Here is a 19,528-nt window from a genome sequence, read left to right on the forward strand (position 1 = left end):
AGTATTACCGTATTTTTGACAAAGTAAAAGTCTTGCCGGATGAAACTCCCGCCAATATTAAATACTATCCCTATAAGTCATCTACCGCCCCTAAAATGAGGCGGCAGATGATCAGATGAAAGAACCAAAAAGTAAATTACACAGGAAATGATATTATGCCAATCATCATCAGTAATTTTCATTTATTGTGGCTGCTTGTCGCGTTACTGATTATAGCAATAACCACAATCATATTGTTGGCCAGACCATTTTGGCGATATTTGATCGAGCAGATCATGGATGAAGCCGTCTGCAAACTGCTTTCCCGGGATTATGAACAAAATCCGGCCGAACTGTATAGTTCCCTGAAACGGTTTTCCGTGCTCAATTTAATCGAGACCAGCTTACGGGCCGAAAGTGGCAAAGCTATTGTCAGACCGTTGGGATCTCCCAAAAATTTCCTAGGCTATGATAACCTGATGTTTACCCCCCGTCAAATGACCGTCTTTCCCCTGCCGGAAAATGCCCCGGTAGATATGAGCGTAATTCTTGGGACTAAGGCTCAAAAGCCTCTGAAGCTGCCAATCCCCCTCATGATCGGGGCTATGGCTTATGGACTGGCCGTAAGCGAAGAAGCCAAGCTGGCTTTAGCCAAAGCCTCGAAGCTATTGCAAACCGCAACCAATTCCGGCGAAGGGCCTTTTTTACCGGAAGAACCGGTGGTGGCGGGAAAATTCATTTTGCAAATTTGCCGCTGGCCCTGGGGCGACAGAACTGACGAGCAAATCGCCGCCGCCGATATGCTGGAAGTGCAGATGGGGCAGGGGGCCGATATGGGAACATCTCGCATTGATGCTGTAGATATAGAAGGCAGAGCCCGTATCCTTGGCGGCCTGGCTGCCGGTGAACCAGCCATTGCCCTGCCTGCGCCTCCCGGCATCCGTACGATAACTGACTGGCCTGATTTCATGGTCAAACTGCGGCAAAAAGCCAAGGGCATCCCCATCGGCCTGAAGCTGATGGCTACCGACCGGATTGAAGAAGAGTTGGAGATGGCAGTCAAATTAGGCTTCGACACAGTCGCGATTGACGGTTCCGGCGGCGGATCCCACGCCACAGCTCCGATTAAGCAGGATGATTTTGGCGTTCCTAATATCTATGCCTTACTGCGAGCCAAACAGTATTTAAAAAATACCGGGATCAGCTTAGTGGTGTCAGGGGGATTTTTCTCTCCCGGCCAATGCCTCAAGGCTCTGGCTCTGGGAGCAGACGCCATTTACCTGGGCACCGTCCCTCTCCTGGCCCTGGCTCATAACCAATCTGTCAAAGCAAGTCCCTGGGAACCTCCCACTACACTGGTTTATTATAATTCCCCCATGAAAACTCAGCTTCATATCGGTGAGGCCGCCGTCAACGTAGCTAATGCCTTACACTCCATGATTCTGGAGATGCAGGAGATTCTCCAGGCCTTAGGCAAATCTTCCCTCAAAGAACTGTGCCCCGACGACCTGGTTGCACTGGACGCCTTTACCGCCAAACTAACCGGCGTGAAGCTGCAGACCGGTTTAACCAAAGCAAAAGATTGAGATACTACTAAAAAAATCGTAAGGAATGGCGAAATGCACATCATTATAGACGACTTACCGTGGTTAATACTGCTCTTCATATTGCCGGCTATTGGATTAACAGTCGCCATGCTGTTGGCCAAGCCTGTTTTACGCTATTATCTGAATAAAGTCAGCGATGACATGTTGGTAAAGCTGTTGACCGAGGACTATGACCAGAATCTGGCCGAGCTGTATACCTCGATAAAACGATCTTCCCTGCTCCATCTAATGGAGATCAGCCTGCGATCCCAGCAAGGCAAAGCCATCCGGCGTCCTCTAGGGTCCCCCCGAAAATTTTTCGGCTATGACAATCTGATGTTCTCACCTCGGCAAATGACGCGGATATCCCTGCCGGAAGAGGCCAAAATTGATATGAGCGTAACCCTCGGTCTCAACGCTGAAAAGCCCTTGACCCTAAACATACCGCTCTTAATCGGCGGCATGGCCTATGGCGCGGCTCTCAGCCAGGAAGCCAAGGTCGCTTTGGCCAGGGCTGCCAAGCAAATGCAGACGGCGACCAATTCCGGTGAAGGGCCCTATTTGCCGGAAGAAAGAAAGGAAGCCGGCAAATTCATTCTGCAAATCTGCCGTTGGCCCTGGGGTAGCAGGACGAATGCCCAAATCAGCGCCTCTGACATGTTAGAAGTGCAAATGGGACAGGGAGGGGCCATAGGAGCCTCCCGCATAGAACCCGGAGAAATGAAAGGAAAAGCAGGCAAACTAGCCGGACTGAACTCCAAGCAACCGCTGTTATCCCTGCCTGTGCCGCCGGGTATAAAAAGCCCGGCGGATTGGCCTGCCTACGTGGCAACATTACGACAAAGAGCCAAGGGCATCCCCATTGCCCTAAAAATTATGGCAACTGATTATCTTGAACAAGATTTATCAGTTGCCCTGGAATTAGGTTTTGATGTAATTGCTATTGATGGAGCCGAAGGAGGCACTCACGCCTCGGCGCCGGCCAAACAGGATGATATGGGCCTCGCCAGTCTATGCGCCTTGATCCGAGCCAGGCGCTTTTTGCAAAACAGTTCGGTCAGTTTAATCATCTCCGGCGGCTATTTCACCCCCGGTCAATGTCTCAAAGCCCTAGCACTGGGGGCAGACGCCATTTATCTTGGCACGGTTCCTCTTTTTGCCCTGGTCCATAACCAATTCCAGAAAGTAACCCCCTGGGAACCGCCCACCCGCCTTGTATATTATACATCTCCGGCCAAGACCAAACTGGACGTTGCACTGGCCACCACCAGCGTGGCCAATGTGCTGAATTCCATGGTGCTGGAAATGAAAGAGGCCATGCGGGCTTTGGGGAAAAGTTCGCTGAAAGAGCTGGACAAAGAGGATTTGGTGGCGCTGGATGCTTGGACGGCAGAGATTACCGGGGTGAAGCCGGCGTTTGACAAGGCCCTTTTGAGGGAATATAAGCATCCCATATAAAAACCACTCCATCATAAAGACGCCAGCCCGGCTTTAATATGGATATCTAATCCGGCTTCCATTAAATAGAAACCGTATGACTGTCAGAGTTTCAACCGGATTCATCTGCGCTTCATAGCCCAATTCTTTAAACTCATCCCAAACGATTCCTTGCATTTCCGGCGAAATCTCAGTCAGGCTCCGGATTTGGGGCACTACGGCATTAATTTCACTGGTATCCATCAATGCGATGATTCTTTGACCTGTCTCCAGGCCGATACTTACAAGAAAAATCGCCACTTTTTCCAGCGGCGTCAATTCAGACTTACTCCTGTTTTTAGCCACGTGAGAAACACACCTTTCTATTGGAGCCGAAGCACATTAGCCGCCAAGAAATTCGCCAGGGCCGCCGGATCCTCTAAGTTAAAATACGGAACATCACCGTAGATTTTAACATCCGAAACCATAGCCAGCAGATCTGCCTTGTTACAGAGAGGCTGATCGCAAACCGCCTGGCGGAATACTTCAATTTTTTTCTTATTCTCCCGTTTGTAGCCTTCCGTAAAGATAATATCCACGCCGTCAATATGGGCAATTACTTCATCCAGGGAAAGTTCCTCCGGGACTTTTTGGATCATGGCCATTTTTTGCGGCGACGAAATGCAGACGATGTCCGCTCCGGCCTGAGCATGACGCCAGGTATCCTTACCTGGTTTATCCATATCAAAGCCATGGGCATCATGCTTAATGACAGCCACCTTAAAGCCCCGATGCTTCATTTCCCGGATTAGCTTTTCCAGATAAGTGGTTTTGCCGCAATTGGATTTGCCGACAAAGGAAATAACCGGTATCATCGCAGTTACTCCAATCCTTTTCAATATCAGATGAGAGAAAAACCGCCGGCAGTTTTTCAGATAACTACCTACGGCGGTTTTATGATGACGGTTACAACTATATATCCAAGTTTCTCACCCGATGGGCGTAATCTTCAATAAACTTTCGCCGGGGCTCGACTTTGTCTCCCATGAGAATCGTGAAAATCTCGTCAGCTTCCATGGCGTCATCCAGAGTGACCTGGAGATTAGTACGGCCTTCCGGATTCATGGTAGTTTCCCAAAGCTGCTCCGGATTCATCTCGCCCAAACCTTTGTAGCGCTGCACACTGATGTTTTCCCGGCCGATTTTGGCCAGCAGTTGGTCCATTTCGGGATCGCTGTAGAGATACCAGTGTTCTTTGCCTTTTTTGACAAGATAAAGGGGCGGCTGGGCGATATAGACCCGTCCGGCTTCGATCAGAGGTTTCATATAGCGATAGAAGAAGGTCAGGAGCAGCGTCCTGATATGGGCTCCGTCCACATCAGCATCGGTCATGATGATAATGCGGCCGTAGCGGCTTTTTTCCAGATCGAATTCCTCCCCAATGCCGCTGCCGAAAGCAGTGATCATGGTTCTGATTTCTTCGTTATTCAGGATTCTATCCAGACGGGCTTTTTCTACGTTTAGGATTTTACCCCGGAGAGGCAGGATGGCCTGAAACCTTCTGTCCCGGCCTTGTTTGGCCGAACCGCCGGCGGAATCGCCTTCTACCAGATAAATTTCTGTCTGCATCGGATCCCGGCTGGAACAATCGGCTAATTTCCCGGGCAATGCGCTGACTTCCAGCGCTGTTTTCCGGCGGGTCAGGTCTCTGGCTTTACGGGCCGCGTCCCTGGCCCGGGAGGCTAAAATCGCCTTTTCAATGATTTTGCGGGTAACCGATGGATTTTCTTCGAAATGTTCGCTTAATCCTTCCGAGAATAATGTATCCACAATCCCTTTGATCTCGCTATTACCCAATTTGGATTTAGTCTGACCCTCAAACTGGGGCTGCTGGACCTTAAGGCTGACCACACCGGTCAAACCTTCCCGCACATCTTCTCCGCTCAAATTTTCGTCATTTTCCTTCAGCAGGTTGAGTTTGCGGGCAAAATCATTCATGGTCCGGGTCAGGGCCGTTTTAAAGCCGCTGAGGTGGGTGCCGCCTTCCTGAGTGTTAATATTATTGACGAAGGTAAAAATGTTTTCATTATAGCTGTCGTTATACTGGAGGGCAATTTCCACCACCGTGGTGTCTTTGATCCCTTCCACATAAATCGGTTTAGGGTGCAGCACATCCTTGCTGTGATTGAGATGTTCCACAAAGGAAACAATGCCGCCTTCAAAACAAAACTCCCGTGACTCGCCGGACCGTTCATCCGTCAGGGTAATTTTAAGCCCTTTATTGAGAAACGCCAACTCCCGCAGGCGATGTTTCAAGGTGTCAAAACTATAAACCGTCTCCTCAAAGATCTGAGCATCCGGTTTAAAAGTAACGGTAGTGCCGGTTTCGGTTGTTTCGCCGATTTGTTTCATTGCCTGAGACGTATAGCCCCGCTCAAAGCGCATCTGATAAATTTTCCCCTCGCGTTTGACCTGGACTTCCAGCCATTCACTCAGGGCGTTTACCACCGAGACGCCTACACCGTGCAAACCGCCTGATACCTTATAGCCTTCGCCGCCGAATTTGCCGCCGGCGTGAAGTACGGTCATAACTACTTCCAGAGCCGGTTTTCCGGTTTCATGCATACCCACCGGAATACCCCGGCCATTGTCAATAACCGTAATGCTGTCGTCTTTACGAATAATTACGTTCACTTGATCGCAGTATCCGGCTAAAGCCTCGTCAATGCTGTTATCCACCACTTCGTATACCAAATGGTGCAATCCTCGGGCCGACGTACTGCCTATATACATGCCCGGCCGCTTGCGAACGGCCTCCAGTCCTTCCAGGACCTGAATCTGTTCGGCACCGTAGTGGCCGTTGGCGGTCGTGTCTTGTATGCTCATGCTTTACTCCCTTATTTCTATTCCTCTATCTCATCTGCTTCAAAAATCATATGGGCTCGCTTCTTCAACGTCAGAGAAGAGATTGCGGAATAGTAAACTTTTTTGTCCGTCACCACAAAACTTTTCGGATGTCCCATGGATATATCCACAATCAGATGCTCTTCCTGCATGGTCCTCAGAAACTCTGCATTAACCGGTGATACGTTTTCCTTTATATCGTTGATCGTAATGACTTCATTGAGAGGGACAACCGTATCAACGCCCAAATGTAAGAACATGCTTTATCCTCCAAGGTTAGTTGAGAAAGTAGCTCACTTTTGGGGGGCAGAAGCATTTTGGGACGGACGCACCGCCGGCAAGTGATACTTTCCCATTCTATTGATATATTTCAGCGTCTTTTCCAAGGTTTCCCCCGATAGACTGGCTGGCTCCACCCGATAAATCAGCATGGCCAACGCTGATAGTTTGACCTGGTTGTCCGGATTTTGTTCCAGCTGAACCGTCAAAGACTGGATGAGTTCATGTTTGGCCTGGATAAATTCAAAGAAGTCACATTCTATATACTTCCTGCATTCCGTATATTCCATCCATGGCAGCTGCGACAATATTTCTCTAATTTTACCGCGTTTTTTTTGTTTCTGATCAATCATGCATACTGTGCAGCAAACGTTCTCAGGAGGACACAAAGCGCCGCACTGGCGACAGGGATGGTACGACTCCTGTTGTTTGACCTTTTTCCATTTCCATTCCTTTAACAGAATCCGTTCCACTCTACTGCGCAATTCCTGGTCCTTGATGACCGTGATCATATCCTGAATCTGGGACAAATTCTCCCGGTCAAGCTGAATGCAACGCAATTTTTGCCTGATCTCCAGGTCTTGTCCACTATTTTCACGATTTTGAAATTCTTGCAAAGCCGGCAATTTTCCTGCATGAAACCGAATATCTTTTATGGAAACCTGCTTTTGCCCGGTAAACTGCCGGATTTTCTCCAGGATTTGCTCCTTCATCATAGACAGATGATGGGCCCAGACCGGGCTGGATGCAGCCACAAACAGAATTTGATTGCGGACGTGGGTGGGGTAGGCCTGAGATGCGATATCCTGTCCGACGATACTCCCCCAATGGACGATGACCGATTGAGAATTATATTTTTCTTTGATGCCGATTTGCTTGAGAGTACCAGACAAAATATCTTTTAAGCTGTGCACATTCATCACTCCCGCACTGTACCCTGACTTATATAAAAATATTTTCCCTCAATGGTTTTCGGGAAATGGGTAGCGTCGGTGGCCGTAATAAAGGTCTGTATCCGGTCCTTGATAAAAGAAACCAAATGCTCCCGCCGGGAAAGATCCAATTCACTCATCACGTCATCCAGCAATAAAACAGGATATTCGCCGGCTTCGGATTTAATAAATTCCAATTCAGCCAGTTTGACCGCTAAAATGCCGGTTCGCTGCTGGCCCTGGGAACCAAACAGGCGAAGGTCCTTGCCATTGACTGAAAAAGCCAGGTCATCCCGGTGAGGTCCGGCTCCAGTACTGCCTCGGGCAATATCCGCCGGACGCATGACCTTTAGTTTTTCCCGATACCACTGGGTCAGAGCTTCCGTTGATTCCGGCATTTCCTGATTTTCCGCCCCATGAACCAAATAAGCCACCGACAGATTTTCTTTGGCGGCAGTGATCCGTCGGTGCATCAGATTCGCCAGCATATTAAGCCTTTTAACAGCAGCAAGACGTTTTAACGTGACGGCCGCAGCTGCTTTCGCCAGCTGTTCGTCCCAGGTCTCCAGCTGATCCGGCCGGCCATTTTCCCGGATGGATTTCAGCAAGTTGTTCCTTTGCAGCAAAATGCGCTGATACTGTAGCAAATGACGATAATACACCGGACTGGCCTGAGAAATTTCAGCGTCGAGAAAACTGCGCCTGACTGAAGGCGAGCCTTTTACCAGCCATAAATCTTCCGGCGAAAACAGCACTGCATTGAAAGAGCCAATCAGGTCCTTTACTTTCACCGGCGCCTGATTCACGAAGATTTGTTTTCTTTGCCCCCGGGTTAAACGAAACTGCACCCGATGCTCCAAATCCTGCCGGACAAACAGCATATCCACCGAACCGGCGGCCGCCTGCCATAAAATCATATCCTCATCGTCCCCGGCCCGGTGGGATTGTCCCATGGCGCCAAGGTAGACAGCTTCCAGAATATTGGTTTTTCCCTGGGCATTCTCGCCGATCATGATATTGATACTGGGAGAAAAAGCAATCTCTAAATGACTGTAATTGCGAAAATCCCGTAAAGTGAGGGTTTGAATCCGCATAATTTCCTCTATTGTTCCAATTTAACCTGCCATCGTCCAATACCTTGGACAGAAATGATATCGCCGGGATGGATTTTTTTTCTTTTTTCCAAAGTAACCTGCTGATTCACCATAACCATGCCATCGTCAATCATCTGCTTGGCCTGGCCGCCCATTTCAGCAATTGATCCAGCTGAATCACATCGGTATGAATTTCAATAACGCTCATCGATTCTGTCATAGACCTCATTCTCCGTTAAGCCGTACGAACCGGTGTAATAATATAGGTATAGTTTTCATCATCAATCGGTTTTATACTCGCCGGGCTCAGAGAGTTGTTCAAAGCGAAGATGAGGGACTCACTGTCGATATTTTTAAGGATATCGGTAACATACTTGGCATTAAAGGCAATATCCACCGGATCGCCTTCGATGACAGCCGACACGATTTCGCAGGCTTTGCCGATATCCGGATTATTCGAGGTAATCTGCACCTGATTATCGGCAAAATGGAATTTAATTACATTGTAGTCAGAATCTCTGGCCATCAGAGACACCCGTTCCACCGCATCAAGGAATTCCTGGGACTGAATTTGCACTCTTGTCTGAAACCCGGGAGGAATAACCCGGTTATAATCAGGGAACTGCCCTTCAATCAGGCGGGAACTGATGTAGACATTATCAAAGGAAAAAGCCACTTGATTTTTTTGCCAGCAAACCGATACATCCTGAGGAATATCGGTGGTTAAAACTCTGCCTAACTCGTTTAATATTTTAGCCGGAATAATCATTTTGACCGGCTGCGGCACTTCCTCAATCGTGTCTTGCTTCAGCGCCAGCCGGTGGGTATTGGTACCGACCATTTTTATCTGGGTGTTTTCCGCTTCCAGCAAACCGCCGGTAAAAATAGGCCTGGACTCATCGGTGGCGCAGGCAAACACCGTCTTTTTAATCAGTTCCCTCAAAATATTGTCTTTCAGGATCAAACTATGATCCAGGGCCATTTTTTGAATGGTAGGAAATTCTTCGTAAGGCAGATTCAACAGATTGAATTGAGAAGCGGCGCAGGAGATCCGGATCGTCGTATCCTCGCCGTTCGTGGATATTTCCACCGTTTCTCCCGGCAGACGGCGTACCAGTTCCTGAAAGTAGCGTCCGGATAATACCGCTTTGCCAGGTTCACTGACCTCGGCCGCAATCGAGCAGCTGATGCCGATTTCATAATCCGTGGCCTGTAATTCCAACTGGCTGTCGCTGGCGGAAAGGTAGATACCGGTTAAAATCGACAAGGGAGTTTTGGTGGCGACAGCTTTTTGCACAGTCTGCACTGCCTGTTGCAAAGATGCCTTTGTGCAGGTAAATTTCATGGTTTTAACCTCCCAAAATAGATCTGCTGAAATATACTTGGTATATTATACTAATAAAATACATAAGATAATAAAATTAGCCGTAATAGTACTAGGCGCTGTCGATATGTTGAAAACCCTGCGGTCCCCCTGTCGAATTAGGAATGTGTCCTGTTTATAACCTGTGAATAGAATCAGACAAGTTATCCCCAAATTCACAGCAATTTTTGTCCTATCGACATATTCACAAACCATCAACAACAAAACAACAGCTTTATCCGCAAGTTATTCACAATTGATGAGAATTCCAGTGTAAAACTTGCCTTTTTCGCAAAAATCATCTGCGGCCTAGAATCCTGTAGCGTTCAAAACGGTCCAGATGCCAGGTAAGAGGAACGCCTGCGTTGCCGTACTGAAGAATTCAGGTGACTTTTCGACTTACGCGAGATTATTTGCTATAGCCACTTTTCCGAAAAGTTACGAATTCTGATACAGCGCGACGAGGACGGGCGTGAGACACGTTCTGGAGAATACGTCGAATGCCCGCCTGCAGGAGTAACGACGCAGATGAGCCTTTTTAAACGCTACCCTAGGCATTCTCAATCCGTTTGATAAGCTCATTGATTGTCTGCTGCAGTTTCCCGTCTTCGTTTCTTTCCCGGCTGATTTTATCATTGGCATGAATCACAGTAGTATGATCTCTGCCGCCAAACACCTCGCCAATGCGCGGCAGGGAAGTGTCGGTCATTTCACGGCACAGGTACATGGCGATCTGGCGGGGATAGGCCACATTGCGGGTGCGTTTTTTGGCGGTGAGATCATCCTGTTTGATTTTAAAATAAGTAGCCACCGTCTCTTTGATCAATTCCATGGTGACTTGTTTCGGCTTGCCGTAAGGAAAAATTTCTTTCAGGGCTTCGGTGGCAAGATCAATATTGATCGGCTTATTCACCAGGGAGGCGTAAGCCATGACCCGAATGAAGGCGCCTTCCAATTCCCGGATGTTATTATCAATGCGGCTGGCAATATAGATCATCACATCATTGGGGAAGTTCAGATTTTCCACCATGGCCTTTTTCCGCAGGATGGCAATGCGGGTTTCCAGATCCGGCGCCTGAATATCCGTAATCAAGCCCCATTCAAACCGGGAACGCAGCCGGTCTTCCAGTGTGGGGATTTCACGGGGGGGACGGTCGCTGGAGATAATAATCTGCTTATTAGCTTCGTGCAATGTATTAAAGGTATGGAAGAATTCTTCCTGGGTATGTTCCTTTTTCGATAAAAATTGAATATCGTCCACCAGCAGCACGTCGATATTGCGGTATTTCTGGCGGAAACTTTCCGGGTTGCCGTCCCGGATAGAGTTGATTAGTTCATTGGTAAATTTTTCGCTGGATATGTAAAGTACCTTTAAATTAGGGTGATTATGGCGAATTCTGTGACCGATGGCATGCATCAGATGGGTTTTTCCCAATCCTACGCCGCCATAGACAAAGAAAGGATTATACACTTTGGCTGGCACTTCCGCTACCGCCAGGGCTGCCGCATGGGCAAAGCGGTTGGAATTGCCGATGACAAAGGTTTCAAACACATATTTAGGATTCAAAATGCTCTGAGTGTCATCAATCCAGGCAGACGAGACCTTTACCGGTTCGGGAGACAAAGGGACATTCGGCTGTGGCGTTCCGGCCTGGTTCGGAGGTTGTTGTTTCGAGGGAGAGGGGGAGAAATTCTGAGTTTGAGTTTCTGAAACAGGCTGTATGTTTGTCTCAGCAGCAGGTTCCTCTAAATTCAGATTTACAAAGCGGACTTCCAAAGGCTTTTGGGTGACAAATTGGACAGTGTTTTTAAATAACTGCAGGTAGTGGGCTTCCAGCCACTCTTTGCAAAAGTCGGTGGGAGTGCCTATTTCAAACGTCGTATCAGTGATGGACAGAGGGATTGTTGATTTTATCCAGGTATTAAAAATAGGTTTAATAACTTCCTTCTCTAATATCTGGATAATTTTTTCCCAGGTTTGGGCCAGTTCTGCGGTATTGGGCGTGTCATTCATTCTAATAATTCCTCTCTTCCTCTGTCTATTGGTTAACAAAGATTCGTATGTGGTTGAAGGGTGTAATGAATAGGTTCAGTTATCAACAAGTTAAACTTATCCACAAAGTTATACACAGCTGTGCATAACAACTAGAAAAAAAGTAGTTTTTGGCGAAAAAAAAATACAACGGCGGTTGGGCAAACGCCTTCCGCAGCAGTGTATTTTTTCATGTTAAAGCTATATCTCTTGCTTGTGGATAAAACTGTGAATAAGTGGTTAAAATTGTGAGTAACAGTTCCATCAATATGCCGACAAGATAGTCCAAGATGTCTTTACAAGAAACATATTAACAAATTTTACGGCAGTTATCAACAGGTATTTTTCCTTCCTGTGGATTTTAAGTGAATTCGTCAAGATAAGGACAGCATTATCCTTGACACAGGAACCTCTCTAGTCTATAATCTTACTGTATAATATCTTTATGGTGTTTGAAATACTGCAAGTCCATGCCGAGGAGGTGTGCAATAGATGAAACGCACGTATCAGCCGAATGTTCTCTGGAAAAAAAGAACTCATGGCTTCCGGAAACGTATGAAATCCATCGGTGGCCGTCTTGTTCTGAAAAGCAGACGCGCTAAAGGCCGTAAAAAGTTATCTGCGTAATAGGCCGCTTCGAGTGGCCTTTTTTTTCCATTTAGGCAGGAAACCATTGAACAGGTCGAATGTATCCTGATTACGATTGCGCTTGATGCGTCAGGCACAATGAGACGAAATGAAAGGTTCGAAGAAAGAGCTCCTGTGTTTAAATTAGCGAAATGCGATCATTTATCTAAAAACATTCAGTTTCAGACAGTGTATAAGTCTGGCAAATCCTATGCCAATCGGATGATGGTACTTTATGTCCGTCATAATGATCTGGCCGGAAGAAAGGTAGGATTTGCCGCCGGGAAAAAGCTGGGCAATGCTGTTGTTCGCAACCGGATTAAGCGACTAATGCGCGAAGTATACCGTCATCATCAGGGAAAACTGATTCCAGGACTTGATTTAATTCTGGTTGGTCGTCAGTCTATGATTGATGCGGGGTATAAAGAAGCGGAAAAGGCTTTTTTGGCTCTATGTCTTAAAGCTGATATTATTTCAAAGAATTGAGGCCGAAAATAGGCAGTTTTTCCTTTGACTGCCGCAGAAAGCAGGGGTTGAACGTGGGAAAGCGAATATTAATCGGTATCGTCCACTTTTACCGTTTGTTTCTGTCGCCGTTAAAGCCGCCTACCTGCCGCTTTGTGCCTACCTGTTCCGAGTATGCGCTGGAAGCGATCGAAAAGTATGGAGCATGGCGCGGAACTGTTTTAAGCATCAGACGAATCTTACGCTGCCACCCCTTTCATCCCGGGGGCTATGACCCTGTTTAACACTATGAAATGCAAGAGGAGTGAATTCTTTGAATTTTAATTTTTTGTCGGATATAATGAAAAGCGCCTTGACTTTTTTCTATAATCTGACGGTTTCCGCCGGCATTCCCAGTTACGGGTTGGCGATCATTCTGCTGACCATTGCGATTAAAATGATTCTGTATCCTTTAACCGTAAAACAGGTCAAATCCATGAAAGCCATGTCCGAATTGCAGCCGAAAATGAAAGAGCTGCAGGAAAAATATAAAGACAACAAAGAAAAATTAGGCAAGGAAATCGGCGAACTGTATCAAAAGGCCGGTGTGAATCCGCTGGCAGGCTGTTTGCCTCTCCTGGTTCAGATGCCCTTTTTGATCGCCATATTTTTTGCCATTAAAGAATATAACTACGTAGGGGATTCAAGCTTCCTGTGGCTTCAAAACATGGCCCAGGATAACCCCAGTGACCCCCTGTATATTCTCCCGGTGCTGTCGGCGCTTACCACCTGGGTGCAGCAAAAGCAGACCACCGTGGACAGCAGTGCCCAGAACAAAATGATGATGATCATGATGCCGGTATTTATCGGCTATATTACGATTACATTCCCGGCGGGACTGGGTATATACTGGGTTGTGGGAAATATTGTCCAGATCATTCAACAGTGGTGGATGTACCGTAAACCGCGGACTGTTGTACAAGGACAAGGGGAGGTTCGGTAATGACATGACCGTCTTGGAGAGAACCGGTAAGACCATAGAGGAGGCAGTTCAGGCTGGGCTGGCCGAACTGAAGCTGCCGATGCAGCGTATTGAATACGAAGTATTGGAAGCGCCGAGCAAGGGTATATTCGGTTTAATCGGCCAGAAGCCTGCAAGGGTACGTATCACGGTCAAGAAGGTAGATGTGCTTGCTGCTGCGACAGAATTTTTGCAGAATGTGTTTGCTTCGATGCAATTGCCGTCCATCACCATTGAGAAGATGACCCAAAAAGACGAGGACGGACTCGTGTTGAATATTCACGGCAATAATCTGGGCATCCTGATCGGAAAACATGGGCAAACACTGGATGCGCTGCAGTATCTGACTAATATGGCGGCCAATAAGGACGCCGGCGAAAGAGTCAAAATCGTTCTTGATGTGGAAGACTATCGTAAGCGGCGGGCAGAAACTCTGACCAGCCTGGCGATCCGTTTAGCCAACCAGGTTAAACGCCGGGGTGAAAAAGTTGTTTTAGAGCCGATGAGCCCTTTGGAGCGGAAAATTATTCATATGGCTTTACAGGATGATCCCCGGGTCACGACATACAGCGAAGGTGAAGAGCCATACCGCAAAGTAATCATAGCATTAAAAAAATAGGTTTTGGCTAATAATAAACCAGTAAACCCAGTAATGATTTTATTACTGGGTTTTAACATACGTAACGGTGGTTGAGGTGAAGGCTTTGGTTCAGGCATTTCAGCACTCTATGGATGATACAATCAGCGCGATAGCTACAGCGCCGGGGGAAGGCGGGATTGGAATTGTCCGGCTCAGCGGTCCGGCTGCTCTGGTTATTGCCGGGAAATTATTCCGCGGCATTAAGGACCGCCGGATTCAGGCTATTAAATCCTATCAGGCGGCTTATGGCAATATTGTCGACCCGGATACCGGCCAAGCCGTGGATGAAGCTTTGGTTCTGGTGATGCGTAATCCTCATTCCTATACTAAGGAAGATGTGGTGGAGATACAGTGTCACGGCGGTATGGTCCCTTTGCGCCGTATTTTGGAGCTGACGGTTCAGGCAGGGGCCAGAATTGCCGAACCGGGGGAATTTACCAAACGGGCTTTCCTGAACGGCAGGCTGGATCTGTCCCAGGCGGAAGCCGTCATTGACGTGATCCGGGCCAAAACCGACGCTTCTCTGAAAATGGCGGTGGGTCAGTTAAACGGGGCGGTTTCGCAAAAAGTGCAAGGGCTGCGTCAGGAACTGCTGGCGATGATTGCCCATTTGGAGGCGGCCATTGATTTCCCGGAAGAGGATATTGATGCAGTAGCTGTGGATAGAGTACAAGCCTCTGTCAATCAGGTTCTGGTTACAGTCAATGCTATGCTGGCTACGGCGTCAACCGGCCAAATCCTGCGGGAAGGATTGGCCACCGTGATCATCGGTAAGCCCAATGTGGGCAAATCCAGTTTATTAAATGCCCTGTCCGGCCAAAACCGGGCTATTGTTACCGACATACCCGGCACGACCCGGGATATCATCGAAGAATATGTCAATATCCGGGGGATTCCCTTGCGAGTGCTGGACACCGCCGGCATCAGGGATACGGCCGATGCTGTGGAGCAAATCGGAGTGGAACGGGCCAAAGCCTCTTTGGAACAGGCGGATCTGATTCTGTTGGTATTGGATGCGTCCACGCCTTTGACAACTGAAGACCGGCAGGTTATTACCTTCTTAACTGGCCGTAAAGGAATCGTCCTGGTGAATAAAAGCGATCTGCCGGCTGTCTGGGACATAGCGGAGATTCAGACTGGTATTGGCGGGACCCGGATCATTTCCCTGTCGATTCAGCAGGGATCGGGCCTGGACCGGCTGGAGCAGGCGATTGTTGACATGGTATACAGCGGCTCGTTGATCTTGGGCGAGGGCGGCATCGTCAACAATGTCCGTCACATTATGATTTTGCGGCAAGCCAAGTCTCATTTGGAGGCGGCCCTGGCAACTATCTGTCAGGGCATGCCCCTGGATTGCATTTCGATTGATATCCGGGCTGCCTGGGAGAAGCTGGGAGAGATTACCGGCGATACCTTGGGAGAAGATATTATTGATAAGATTTTTTCGGAATTCTGTATTGGCAAGTAGCCGGTACAGGCAGTATATAAGGAGATGAAAGTCTTGTTTCAAGCAGGTGAGTATGATGTGGTTGTCATTGGCGCCGGCCATAGCGGCTGTGAAGCGGCTTTAGCCGCGGCCCGTATGGGCTGCCGAACCCTGTTGACCACATTGAATATGGAGAATATCGCCATGATGGCCTGTAATCCTTCTATCGGCGGGCCGGCTAAAGGGCACCTGGTGCGGGAGATCGACGCCTTAGGCGGTCAGATGGGGATCAATATCGATCACACCTGCATCCAGATCCGAATGCTCAATACCGCTAAGGGGCCGGCAGTACACGCCCTTAGGGCTCAGGCCGACAAAAAGTTGTATCAGAAGCTGATGAAACAGACTCTGGAAAATCAGGAAAATCTGACGGTCAAACAACTGCTGATTGATCAACTTTTGACCGAAGACAACCGGATCAGCGGCGTGCAGGCCGAAACCGGCGAAGTTTTCTCCTGTCGGACGGTGATTGTAGCTACCGGTACCTACCTGCGGGGCAAGGTGATCCTGGGGGAACTGTCCTATGCCGGCGGTCCCGGCGGTCAGAGAGCAGCGGTCAAATTATCGGACTCCCTCCGGGAGCTGGGCGTTACTCTGATGCGGTTTAAGACCGGCACGCCGGCCAGGGTAGACCGGCGCAGTCTGAATTTCAGCAAAATGACCATTCAGCCCGGCGATGCCGAAACCCATAATTTCTCCTTCATGAGCGATATTGCCACCCGGGAGCAAGTCCCCTGCTGGTTGACCTATACCAACCAGACCACCCATGAGATCATCCGGTCCAATCTTCACCGGGCCCCCCTCTATATGGGCATGATCGAAGGAACCGGTCCTCGCTATTGTCCGTCCATCGAAGATAAAGTCGTCCGGTTCGCCGATAAGGAAAGTCATCAATTGTTTCTGGAGCCGGAAGGGCTGGATACCAATGAAATGTATGTCCAGGGCATGTCTTCCAGCCTGCCGGTGGATGTGCAGCATGCCTTTTTGCGGACCATTCCCGGTCTGGAAAATGTGGAGATCATGCGTCCGGGTTATGCCATTGAGTATGACTGCGTGGACCCTCTGCAGCTGAAACCCAGTTTGGAAGTCATGGCCATCAGAGGCCTGTTTTGCGCCGGTCAAACCAACGGGACTTCCGGTTATGAAGAAGCCGCGGCCCAGGGGCTGATGGCCGGCATTAACGCCGCCCTGCTGGTCCGGGGCAAGGAGCCCTTGATCCTGTCCCGGTCGGAAGCCTATATTGGGGTCCTGATCGATGACCTGGTAACCAAGGGTACCAGTGAACCCTACCGGATTATGACCTCACGGGCCGAGTACCGCCTAATCCTGCGGCAGGATAACGCCGACCTCAGGCTGACCGAAAAAGGCCGGCAGGTTGGTTTGGTCCAGGATGACCGTTATGAGAGATTTCGGGTAAAACGGGACAGCATTGCAACGACCCTGGCGACTCTTACCAGCACGATGGTGACGCCTACACCCGAGACCCAAGGAAAACTGGCGGCGATCGGCACGGCGGAAATCAGGACAGGCATCAGCCTGTATGATCTTTTGCGCCGCACCGAAGTCAGTTTCGATTTGCTGCAGCATCATTTTGGCCTGGAGCCGGTGGCGGATCAGGTCAAAATTCAGATGGAGATTGCCGCTAAATATGAAGGCTATATAAAAAAACAACTGGAACAGGTAGAAAGGACTGCTAAACTGGAGGCGAAAAAGCTGCCGGAGGACATGGATTATCAGCAAATCCAGGGACTGTCCCTGGAGGCCCGGCAAAAGCTGAGCAAAATCCGTCCCTTGTCCATTGGGCAGGCATCCCGTATTTCCGGGGTTTCCCCGGCGGATGTATCCATGCTGATGATTTATCTGGAACAGAAGCGCCGGGAGGGAGAGGTATGACATTTACCGATTGTCTGGCCAAGGCAGCCGCAGAATATGGGTTGCAGCTTGCGACGGGACAACTGGAAGCCTTTACGATGTATTATCAGTTACTGATCGAGTGGAATGAGAAAATGAATTTGACGGCCATCCGGGAACCGGAAGAGGTGGCAGTTAAACACATGGTTGATTCTCTGACCTGCTACGATCCGAAATATTTCCCAACAGGCTGCCGGGTGATGGACGTAGGAACCGGCGCCGGATTTCCCGGATTGCCTTTGAAAATTTTCCGGCCGGATATCAAGTTAACTCTGCTGGACTCCCTGAACAAACGGCTGCTGTTTTTGCAGGAAGTGGTTCAAAGGCTGGATTTGACCGGTACGGTCACGGTTCACAGTCGGGCGGAGGAGGGAGCGAGGCAGCCTAAGTATCGGGAACAGTTCGACGTGGCCCTTTCCCGTGCAGTGGCCCGGCTGAATGTGCTGACGGAATTATGTTTGCCTTATGTGAAGACCGGCGGCCATTTCATTGCCTTAAAAGGCGCTCAGTATCAGCAGGAAACAGAGGAGGCCGCCGCGGCAATAAGGGTTTTAGGCGGCCGTCTGGCCGAAACCCGGCCGGTAACGCTGCCGGGTCTGCCGGATTCCCGGGCCGTGATTTATATTAAAAAAATCAAACCCACGGTTGCCGCATATCCACGGCGGCCAGGACAACCGGAAAAAAAACCTCTGTGAAATATTGGTAGAGGAAATGACTGTGCCATGCCGAATACATAATCGATATATTTTATTGCCGGGAAATTACGGTAAGGCGGTGTCCAGATGAAAAACTTTGCTAAATTAATCGGAATCAATCAGGACGATTCCAAGCAGGCGGACAATATTGCTTCCCCCCCTTCTCCTCAGGTGCAGCAGGTGGCGGTTTCCCAGATATCGCCGAATCCCTTTCAGCCCCGTAAGACCTTTCTTGATGAGTCCTTGCAGGAGTTAGCCGCCTCCATTCATGAATTTGGCATTATTCAGCCTTTAATTGTGCGTCAGACTGACCACGGCATTGAGCTGATTGCCGGGGAACGGCGTTTGCGGGCTTCCAAACTGGCGGGACTAACCGAGGTCCCGGTTATTTTTAAAACCATTAATGACCGGGAAATGGCGGAACTGGCCATGATTGAAAATCTGCAGCGGGAGGATCTGCATTATCTGGAAGAAGCCGAGGGCTATCAAACCCTTATTTCTCAATTTGGCTTAACCCAGGAAGAAATGGCCAGGCGGGTAGGCAAGAACCAGTCCACCATTGCCAATAAGCTGCGTCTTTTAAAGCTGGACGCCGACGTCCGTCAATCTCTGCGGCAAAATGAGTTAACCGAGCGTCATGCCAGAGCCTTGCTGAAACTGGACAACACTTCGGCCCAGATGGAGATTCTGGAGGTTGTCAAAGAGAAAGGCCTAAATGTCCGGGAAACCGAGAAATTTATTGAACAGGTGCTGGAGGATGCTGCCCGGGAAGAGGAGGAAAAATCCCAGCCGAAACAGCATATCATCAAAGTCATCAAAGATGTTCGGATTTTTATCAATACCATTAATAACGTGGTGACTGAGATGAAGAAAACCGGCTTAAATATTAAGATGGATCAAAATCAGGATAATGAAAGTATTATTATCCAGTTGCGAATTCCCAAAAACAGGTAATTATTTATTTTTCGGCAGGAAATGAGAAGATTCGAACAAGAGTTCTCCACAGTCGGCTGTGGATTATGTGTATATCTATGAAGCAAAAAAATATTTTGTATTCAAAAATGAGATGAGATATCCACAGGGCATGGGAGAATAGAAGATAAAAAAAACAGTAGGCCG

General features: G+C 48.7%; 21 protein-coding genes. 11 read left to right on the plus strand and 10 right to left on the minus strand.

The genetic code is table 11. From position 1 onward, the window contains the following. Positions 1-155 precede the first annotated feature (155 nt). Both ALO_RS04455 and ALO_RS04460 read left to right on the plus strand, forming a co-directional pair. On the plus strand, positions 156-1,565 hold the full coding sequence (locus tag ALO_RS04455) for an FMN-binding glutamate synthase family protein (protein ID WP_004093276.1): 1,410 nt from the start codon (positions 156-158) through the stop codon (positions 1,563-1,565). A 33-nt stretch (positions 1,566-1,598) separates the two neighbouring features. After that, positions 1,599-3,023: an FMN-binding glutamate synthase family protein gene (locus tag ALO_RS04460; protein ID WP_004093277.1), complete on the plus strand. Its 1,425-nt coding sequence runs from the start codon at positions 1,599-1,601 to the stop codon at positions 3,021-3,023. A gap of 33 nt (positions 3,024-3,056) precedes the next feature. Here ALO_RS04460 and ALO_RS04465 read toward each other — a convergent pair whose 3' ends face one another. From ALO_RS04465 to dnaA, 10 genes are all read right to left on the minus strand, one after another. After that, entirely contained in the window at positions 3,057-3,347 is a 291-nt protein-coding gene (locus ALO_RS04465; RefSeq protein WP_169313124.1) for a hypothetical protein, read from the minus strand. A gap of 17 nt (positions 3,348-3,364) precedes the next feature. Then, positions 3,365-3,856: a molybdopterin-guanine dinucleotide biosynthesis protein B gene (mobB, locus tag ALO_RS04470; RefSeq protein ID WP_004093279.1), complete on the minus strand. Its 492-nt coding sequence runs from the start codon at positions 3,854-3,856 to the stop codon at positions 3,365-3,367. A gap of 97 nt (positions 3,857-3,953) precedes the next feature. Next, positions 3,954-5,867: a DNA topoisomerase (ATP-hydrolyzing) subunit B gene (gene gyrB / locus ALO_RS04475; RefSeq protein WP_004093281.1), complete on the minus strand. Its 1,914-nt coding sequence runs from the start codon at positions 5,865-5,867 to the stop codon at positions 3,954-3,956. A 17-nt stretch (positions 5,868-5,884) separates the two neighbouring features. Next, entirely contained in the window at positions 5,885-6,145 is a 261-nt protein-coding gene (gene remB / locus ALO_RS04480; protein WP_004093292.1) for an extracellular matrix regulator RemB, read from the minus strand. Positions 6,146-6,178: 33 nt separating this feature from the next. Next, complete coding sequence (locus ALO_RS04485; protein ID WP_169313125.1) at positions 6,179-7,078, minus strand: DciA family protein; 900 nt, start codon at positions 7,076-7,078, stop codon at positions 6,179-6,181. 5 nt (positions 7,079-7,083) lie between these two features. Next, positions 7,084-8,190 (minus strand): DNA replication/repair protein RecF, encoded by a 1,107-nt coding sequence (recF, locus tag ALO_RS04490; RefSeq protein WP_004093295.1) that lies wholly within the window; start codon positions 8,188-8,190, stop codon positions 7,084-7,086. Positions 8,191-8,198: 8 nt separating this feature from the next. Continuing rightward, positions 8,199-8,324: an RNA-binding S4 domain-containing protein gene (locus ALO_RS23035; protein ID WP_238528207.1), complete on the minus strand. Its 126-nt coding sequence runs from the start codon at positions 8,322-8,324 to the stop codon at positions 8,199-8,201. Further along, positions 8,321-8,410, minus strand: coding sequence for an RNA-binding S4 domain-containing protein (locus ALO_RS23040; protein ID WP_238528208.1), 90 nt, complete (start codon positions 8,408-8,410; stop codon positions 8,321-8,323). The genes ALO_RS23035 and ALO_RS23040 overlap by 4 nt, the downstream gene beginning before the upstream one ends. Before the next feature lie 15 nt (positions 8,411-8,425). Continuing rightward, on the minus strand, positions 8,426-9,535 hold the full coding sequence (gene dnaN, locus ALO_RS04500; RefSeq protein WP_004093300.1) for a DNA polymerase III subunit beta: 1,110 nt from the start codon (positions 9,533-9,535) through the stop codon (positions 8,426-8,428). A gap of 568 nt (positions 9,536-10,103) precedes the next feature. After that, positions 10,104-11,567, minus strand: a complete 1,464-nt coding sequence (gene dnaA / locus ALO_RS04505) for a chromosomal replication initiator protein DnaA (protein ID WP_004093301.1) — start codon at positions 11,565-11,567, stop codon at positions 10,104-10,106. Between the two features lie 510 nt (positions 11,568-12,077). Here dnaA and rpmH point away from each other — a divergent pair. The 9 genes from rpmH (at position 12,078) to noc (ending at position 19,363) form a co-directional block, all read left to right on the plus strand. Then, positions 12,078-12,212 carry a 50S ribosomal protein L34 gene (gene rpmH / locus ALO_RS04510; RefSeq protein ID WP_004093302.1) on the plus strand — a complete coding sequence of 45 codons (135 nt, stop codon included), beginning with the start codon at positions 12,078-12,080 and terminating at the stop codon, positions 12,210-12,212. A 99-nt stretch (positions 12,213-12,311) separates the two neighbouring features. Beyond that, a complete protein-coding gene (gene rnpA, locus ALO_RS04515; protein ID WP_083821026.1) occupies positions 12,312-12,698 on the plus strand; it encodes a ribonuclease P protein component in 387 nt (128 codons plus the stop codon). A gap of 53 nt (positions 12,699-12,751) precedes the next feature. Continuing rightward, positions 12,752-12,961, plus strand: coding sequence for a membrane protein insertion efficiency factor YidD (gene yidD, locus ALO_RS21275; protein WP_004093304.1), 210 nt, complete (start codon positions 12,752-12,754; stop codon positions 12,959-12,961). A gap of 56 nt (positions 12,962-13,017) precedes the next feature. Further along, the gene (locus ALO_RS04520) at positions 13,018-13,659 is read left to right on the plus strand and encodes a YidC/Oxa1 family membrane protein insertase (RefSeq protein WP_050806967.1); all 642 of its coding nucleotides are present in this window, start codon (positions 13,018-13,020) and stop codon (positions 13,657-13,659) included. 4 nt (positions 13,660-13,663) lie between these two features. Beyond that, positions 13,664-14,296 (plus strand): RNA-binding cell elongation regulator Jag/EloR, encoded by a 633-nt coding sequence (gene jag / locus ALO_RS04525; protein ID WP_004093306.1) that lies wholly within the window; start codon positions 13,664-13,666, stop codon positions 14,294-14,296. Positions 14,297-14,405: 109 nt separating this feature from the next. Continuing rightward, on the plus strand, positions 14,406-15,785 hold the full coding sequence (mnmE, locus tag ALO_RS04530; RefSeq protein ID WP_040292737.1) for a tRNA uridine-5-carboxymethylaminomethyl(34) synthesis GTPase MnmE: 1,380 nt from the start codon (positions 14,406-14,408) through the stop codon (positions 15,783-15,785). 33 nt (positions 15,786-15,818) lie between these two features. Then, positions 15,819-17,696 (plus strand): tRNA uridine-5-carboxymethylaminomethyl(34) synthesis enzyme MnmG, encoded by a 1,878-nt coding sequence (gene mnmG, locus ALO_RS04535; protein ID WP_004093313.1) that lies wholly within the window; start codon positions 15,819-15,821, stop codon positions 17,694-17,696. Continuing rightward, the gene (gene rsmG, locus ALO_RS04540) at positions 17,693-18,409 is read left to right on the plus strand and encodes a 16S rRNA (guanine(527)-N(7))-methyltransferase RsmG (protein WP_004093314.1); all 717 of its coding nucleotides are present in this window, start codon (positions 17,693-17,695) and stop codon (positions 18,407-18,409) included. The genes mnmG and rsmG overlap by 4 nt, the downstream gene beginning before the upstream one ends. A gap of 87 nt (positions 18,410-18,496) precedes the next feature. Then, positions 18,497-19,363 (plus strand): nucleoid occlusion protein, encoded by an 867-nt coding sequence (gene noc / locus ALO_RS04545; protein ID WP_004093315.1) that lies wholly within the window; start codon positions 18,497-18,499, stop codon positions 19,361-19,363. Positions 19,364-19,528: the final 165 nt, after the last annotated feature.

This window comes from Acetonema longum DSM 6540, from assembly GCF_000219125.1.
GTDB classification, from domain to species: Bacteria; Bacillota; Negativicutes; order Sporomusales; family Acetonemataceae; genus Acetonema; species Acetonema longum.

Coding starts and splice junctions, on each gene's coding strand:
- recF (WP_004093295.1), bottom strand. CDS start 8,190: ATGCGGATTCAAACCCTCACTTTACGGGATTTTCGCAATTACAGTCAT.
- ALO_RS23040 (WP_238528208.1), bottom strand. CDS start 8,410: ATGACAGAATCGATGAGCGTTATTGAAATTCATACCGATGTGATTCAG.
- ALO_RS04460 (WP_004093277.1), top strand. CDS start 1,599: ATGCACATCATTATAGACGACTTACCGTGGTTAATACTGCTCTTCATA.
- remB (WP_004093292.1), bottom strand. CDS start 6,145: ATGTTCTTACATTTGGGCGTTGATACGGTTGTCCCTCTCAATGAAGTC.
- mnmE (WP_040292737.1), top strand. CDS start 14,406: ATGGATGATACAATCAGCGCGATAGCTACAGCGCCGGGGGAAGGCGGG.
- rpmH (WP_004093302.1), top strand. CDS start 12,078: ATGAAACGCACGTATCAGCCGAATGTTCTCTGGAAAAAAAGAACTCAT.
- gyrB (WP_004093281.1), bottom strand. CDS start 5,867: ATGAGCATACAAGACACGACCGCCAACGGCCACTACGGTGCCGAACAG.
- dnaA (WP_004093301.1), bottom strand. CDS start 11,567: ATGAATGACACGCCCAATACCGCAGAACTGGCCCAAACCTGGGAAAAA.
- dnaN (WP_004093300.1), bottom strand. CDS start 9,535: ATGAAATTTACCTGCACAAAGGCATCTTTGCAACAGGCAGTGCAGACT.
- rsmG (WP_004093314.1), top strand. CDS start 17,693: ATGACATTTACCGATTGTCTGGCCAAGGCAGCCGCAGAATATGGGTTG.
- rnpA (WP_083821026.1), top strand. CDS start 12,312: ATGAGACGAAATGAAAGGTTCGAAGAAAGAGCTCCTGTGTTTAAATTA.
- mobB (WP_004093279.1), bottom strand. CDS start 3,856: ATGATACCGGTTATTTCCTTTGTCGGCAAATCCAATTGCGGCAAAACC.
- ALO_RS23035 (WP_238528207.1), bottom strand. CDS start 8,324: ATGATTGACGATGGCATGGTTATGGTGAATCAGCAGGTTACTTTGGAA.
- ALO_RS04455 (WP_004093276.1), top strand. CDS start 156: ATGCCAATCATCATCAGTAATTTTCATTTATTGTGGCTGCTTGTCGCG.
- jag (WP_004093306.1), top strand. CDS start 13,664: ATGACCGTCTTGGAGAGAACCGGTAAGACCATAGAGGAGGCAGTTCAG.
- ALO_RS04520 (WP_050806967.1), top strand. CDS start 13,018: ATGAAAAGCGCCTTGACTTTTTTCTATAATCTGACGGTTTCCGCCGGC.
- noc (WP_004093315.1), top strand. CDS start 18,497: ATGAAAAACTTTGCTAAATTAATCGGAATCAATCAGGACGATTCCAAG.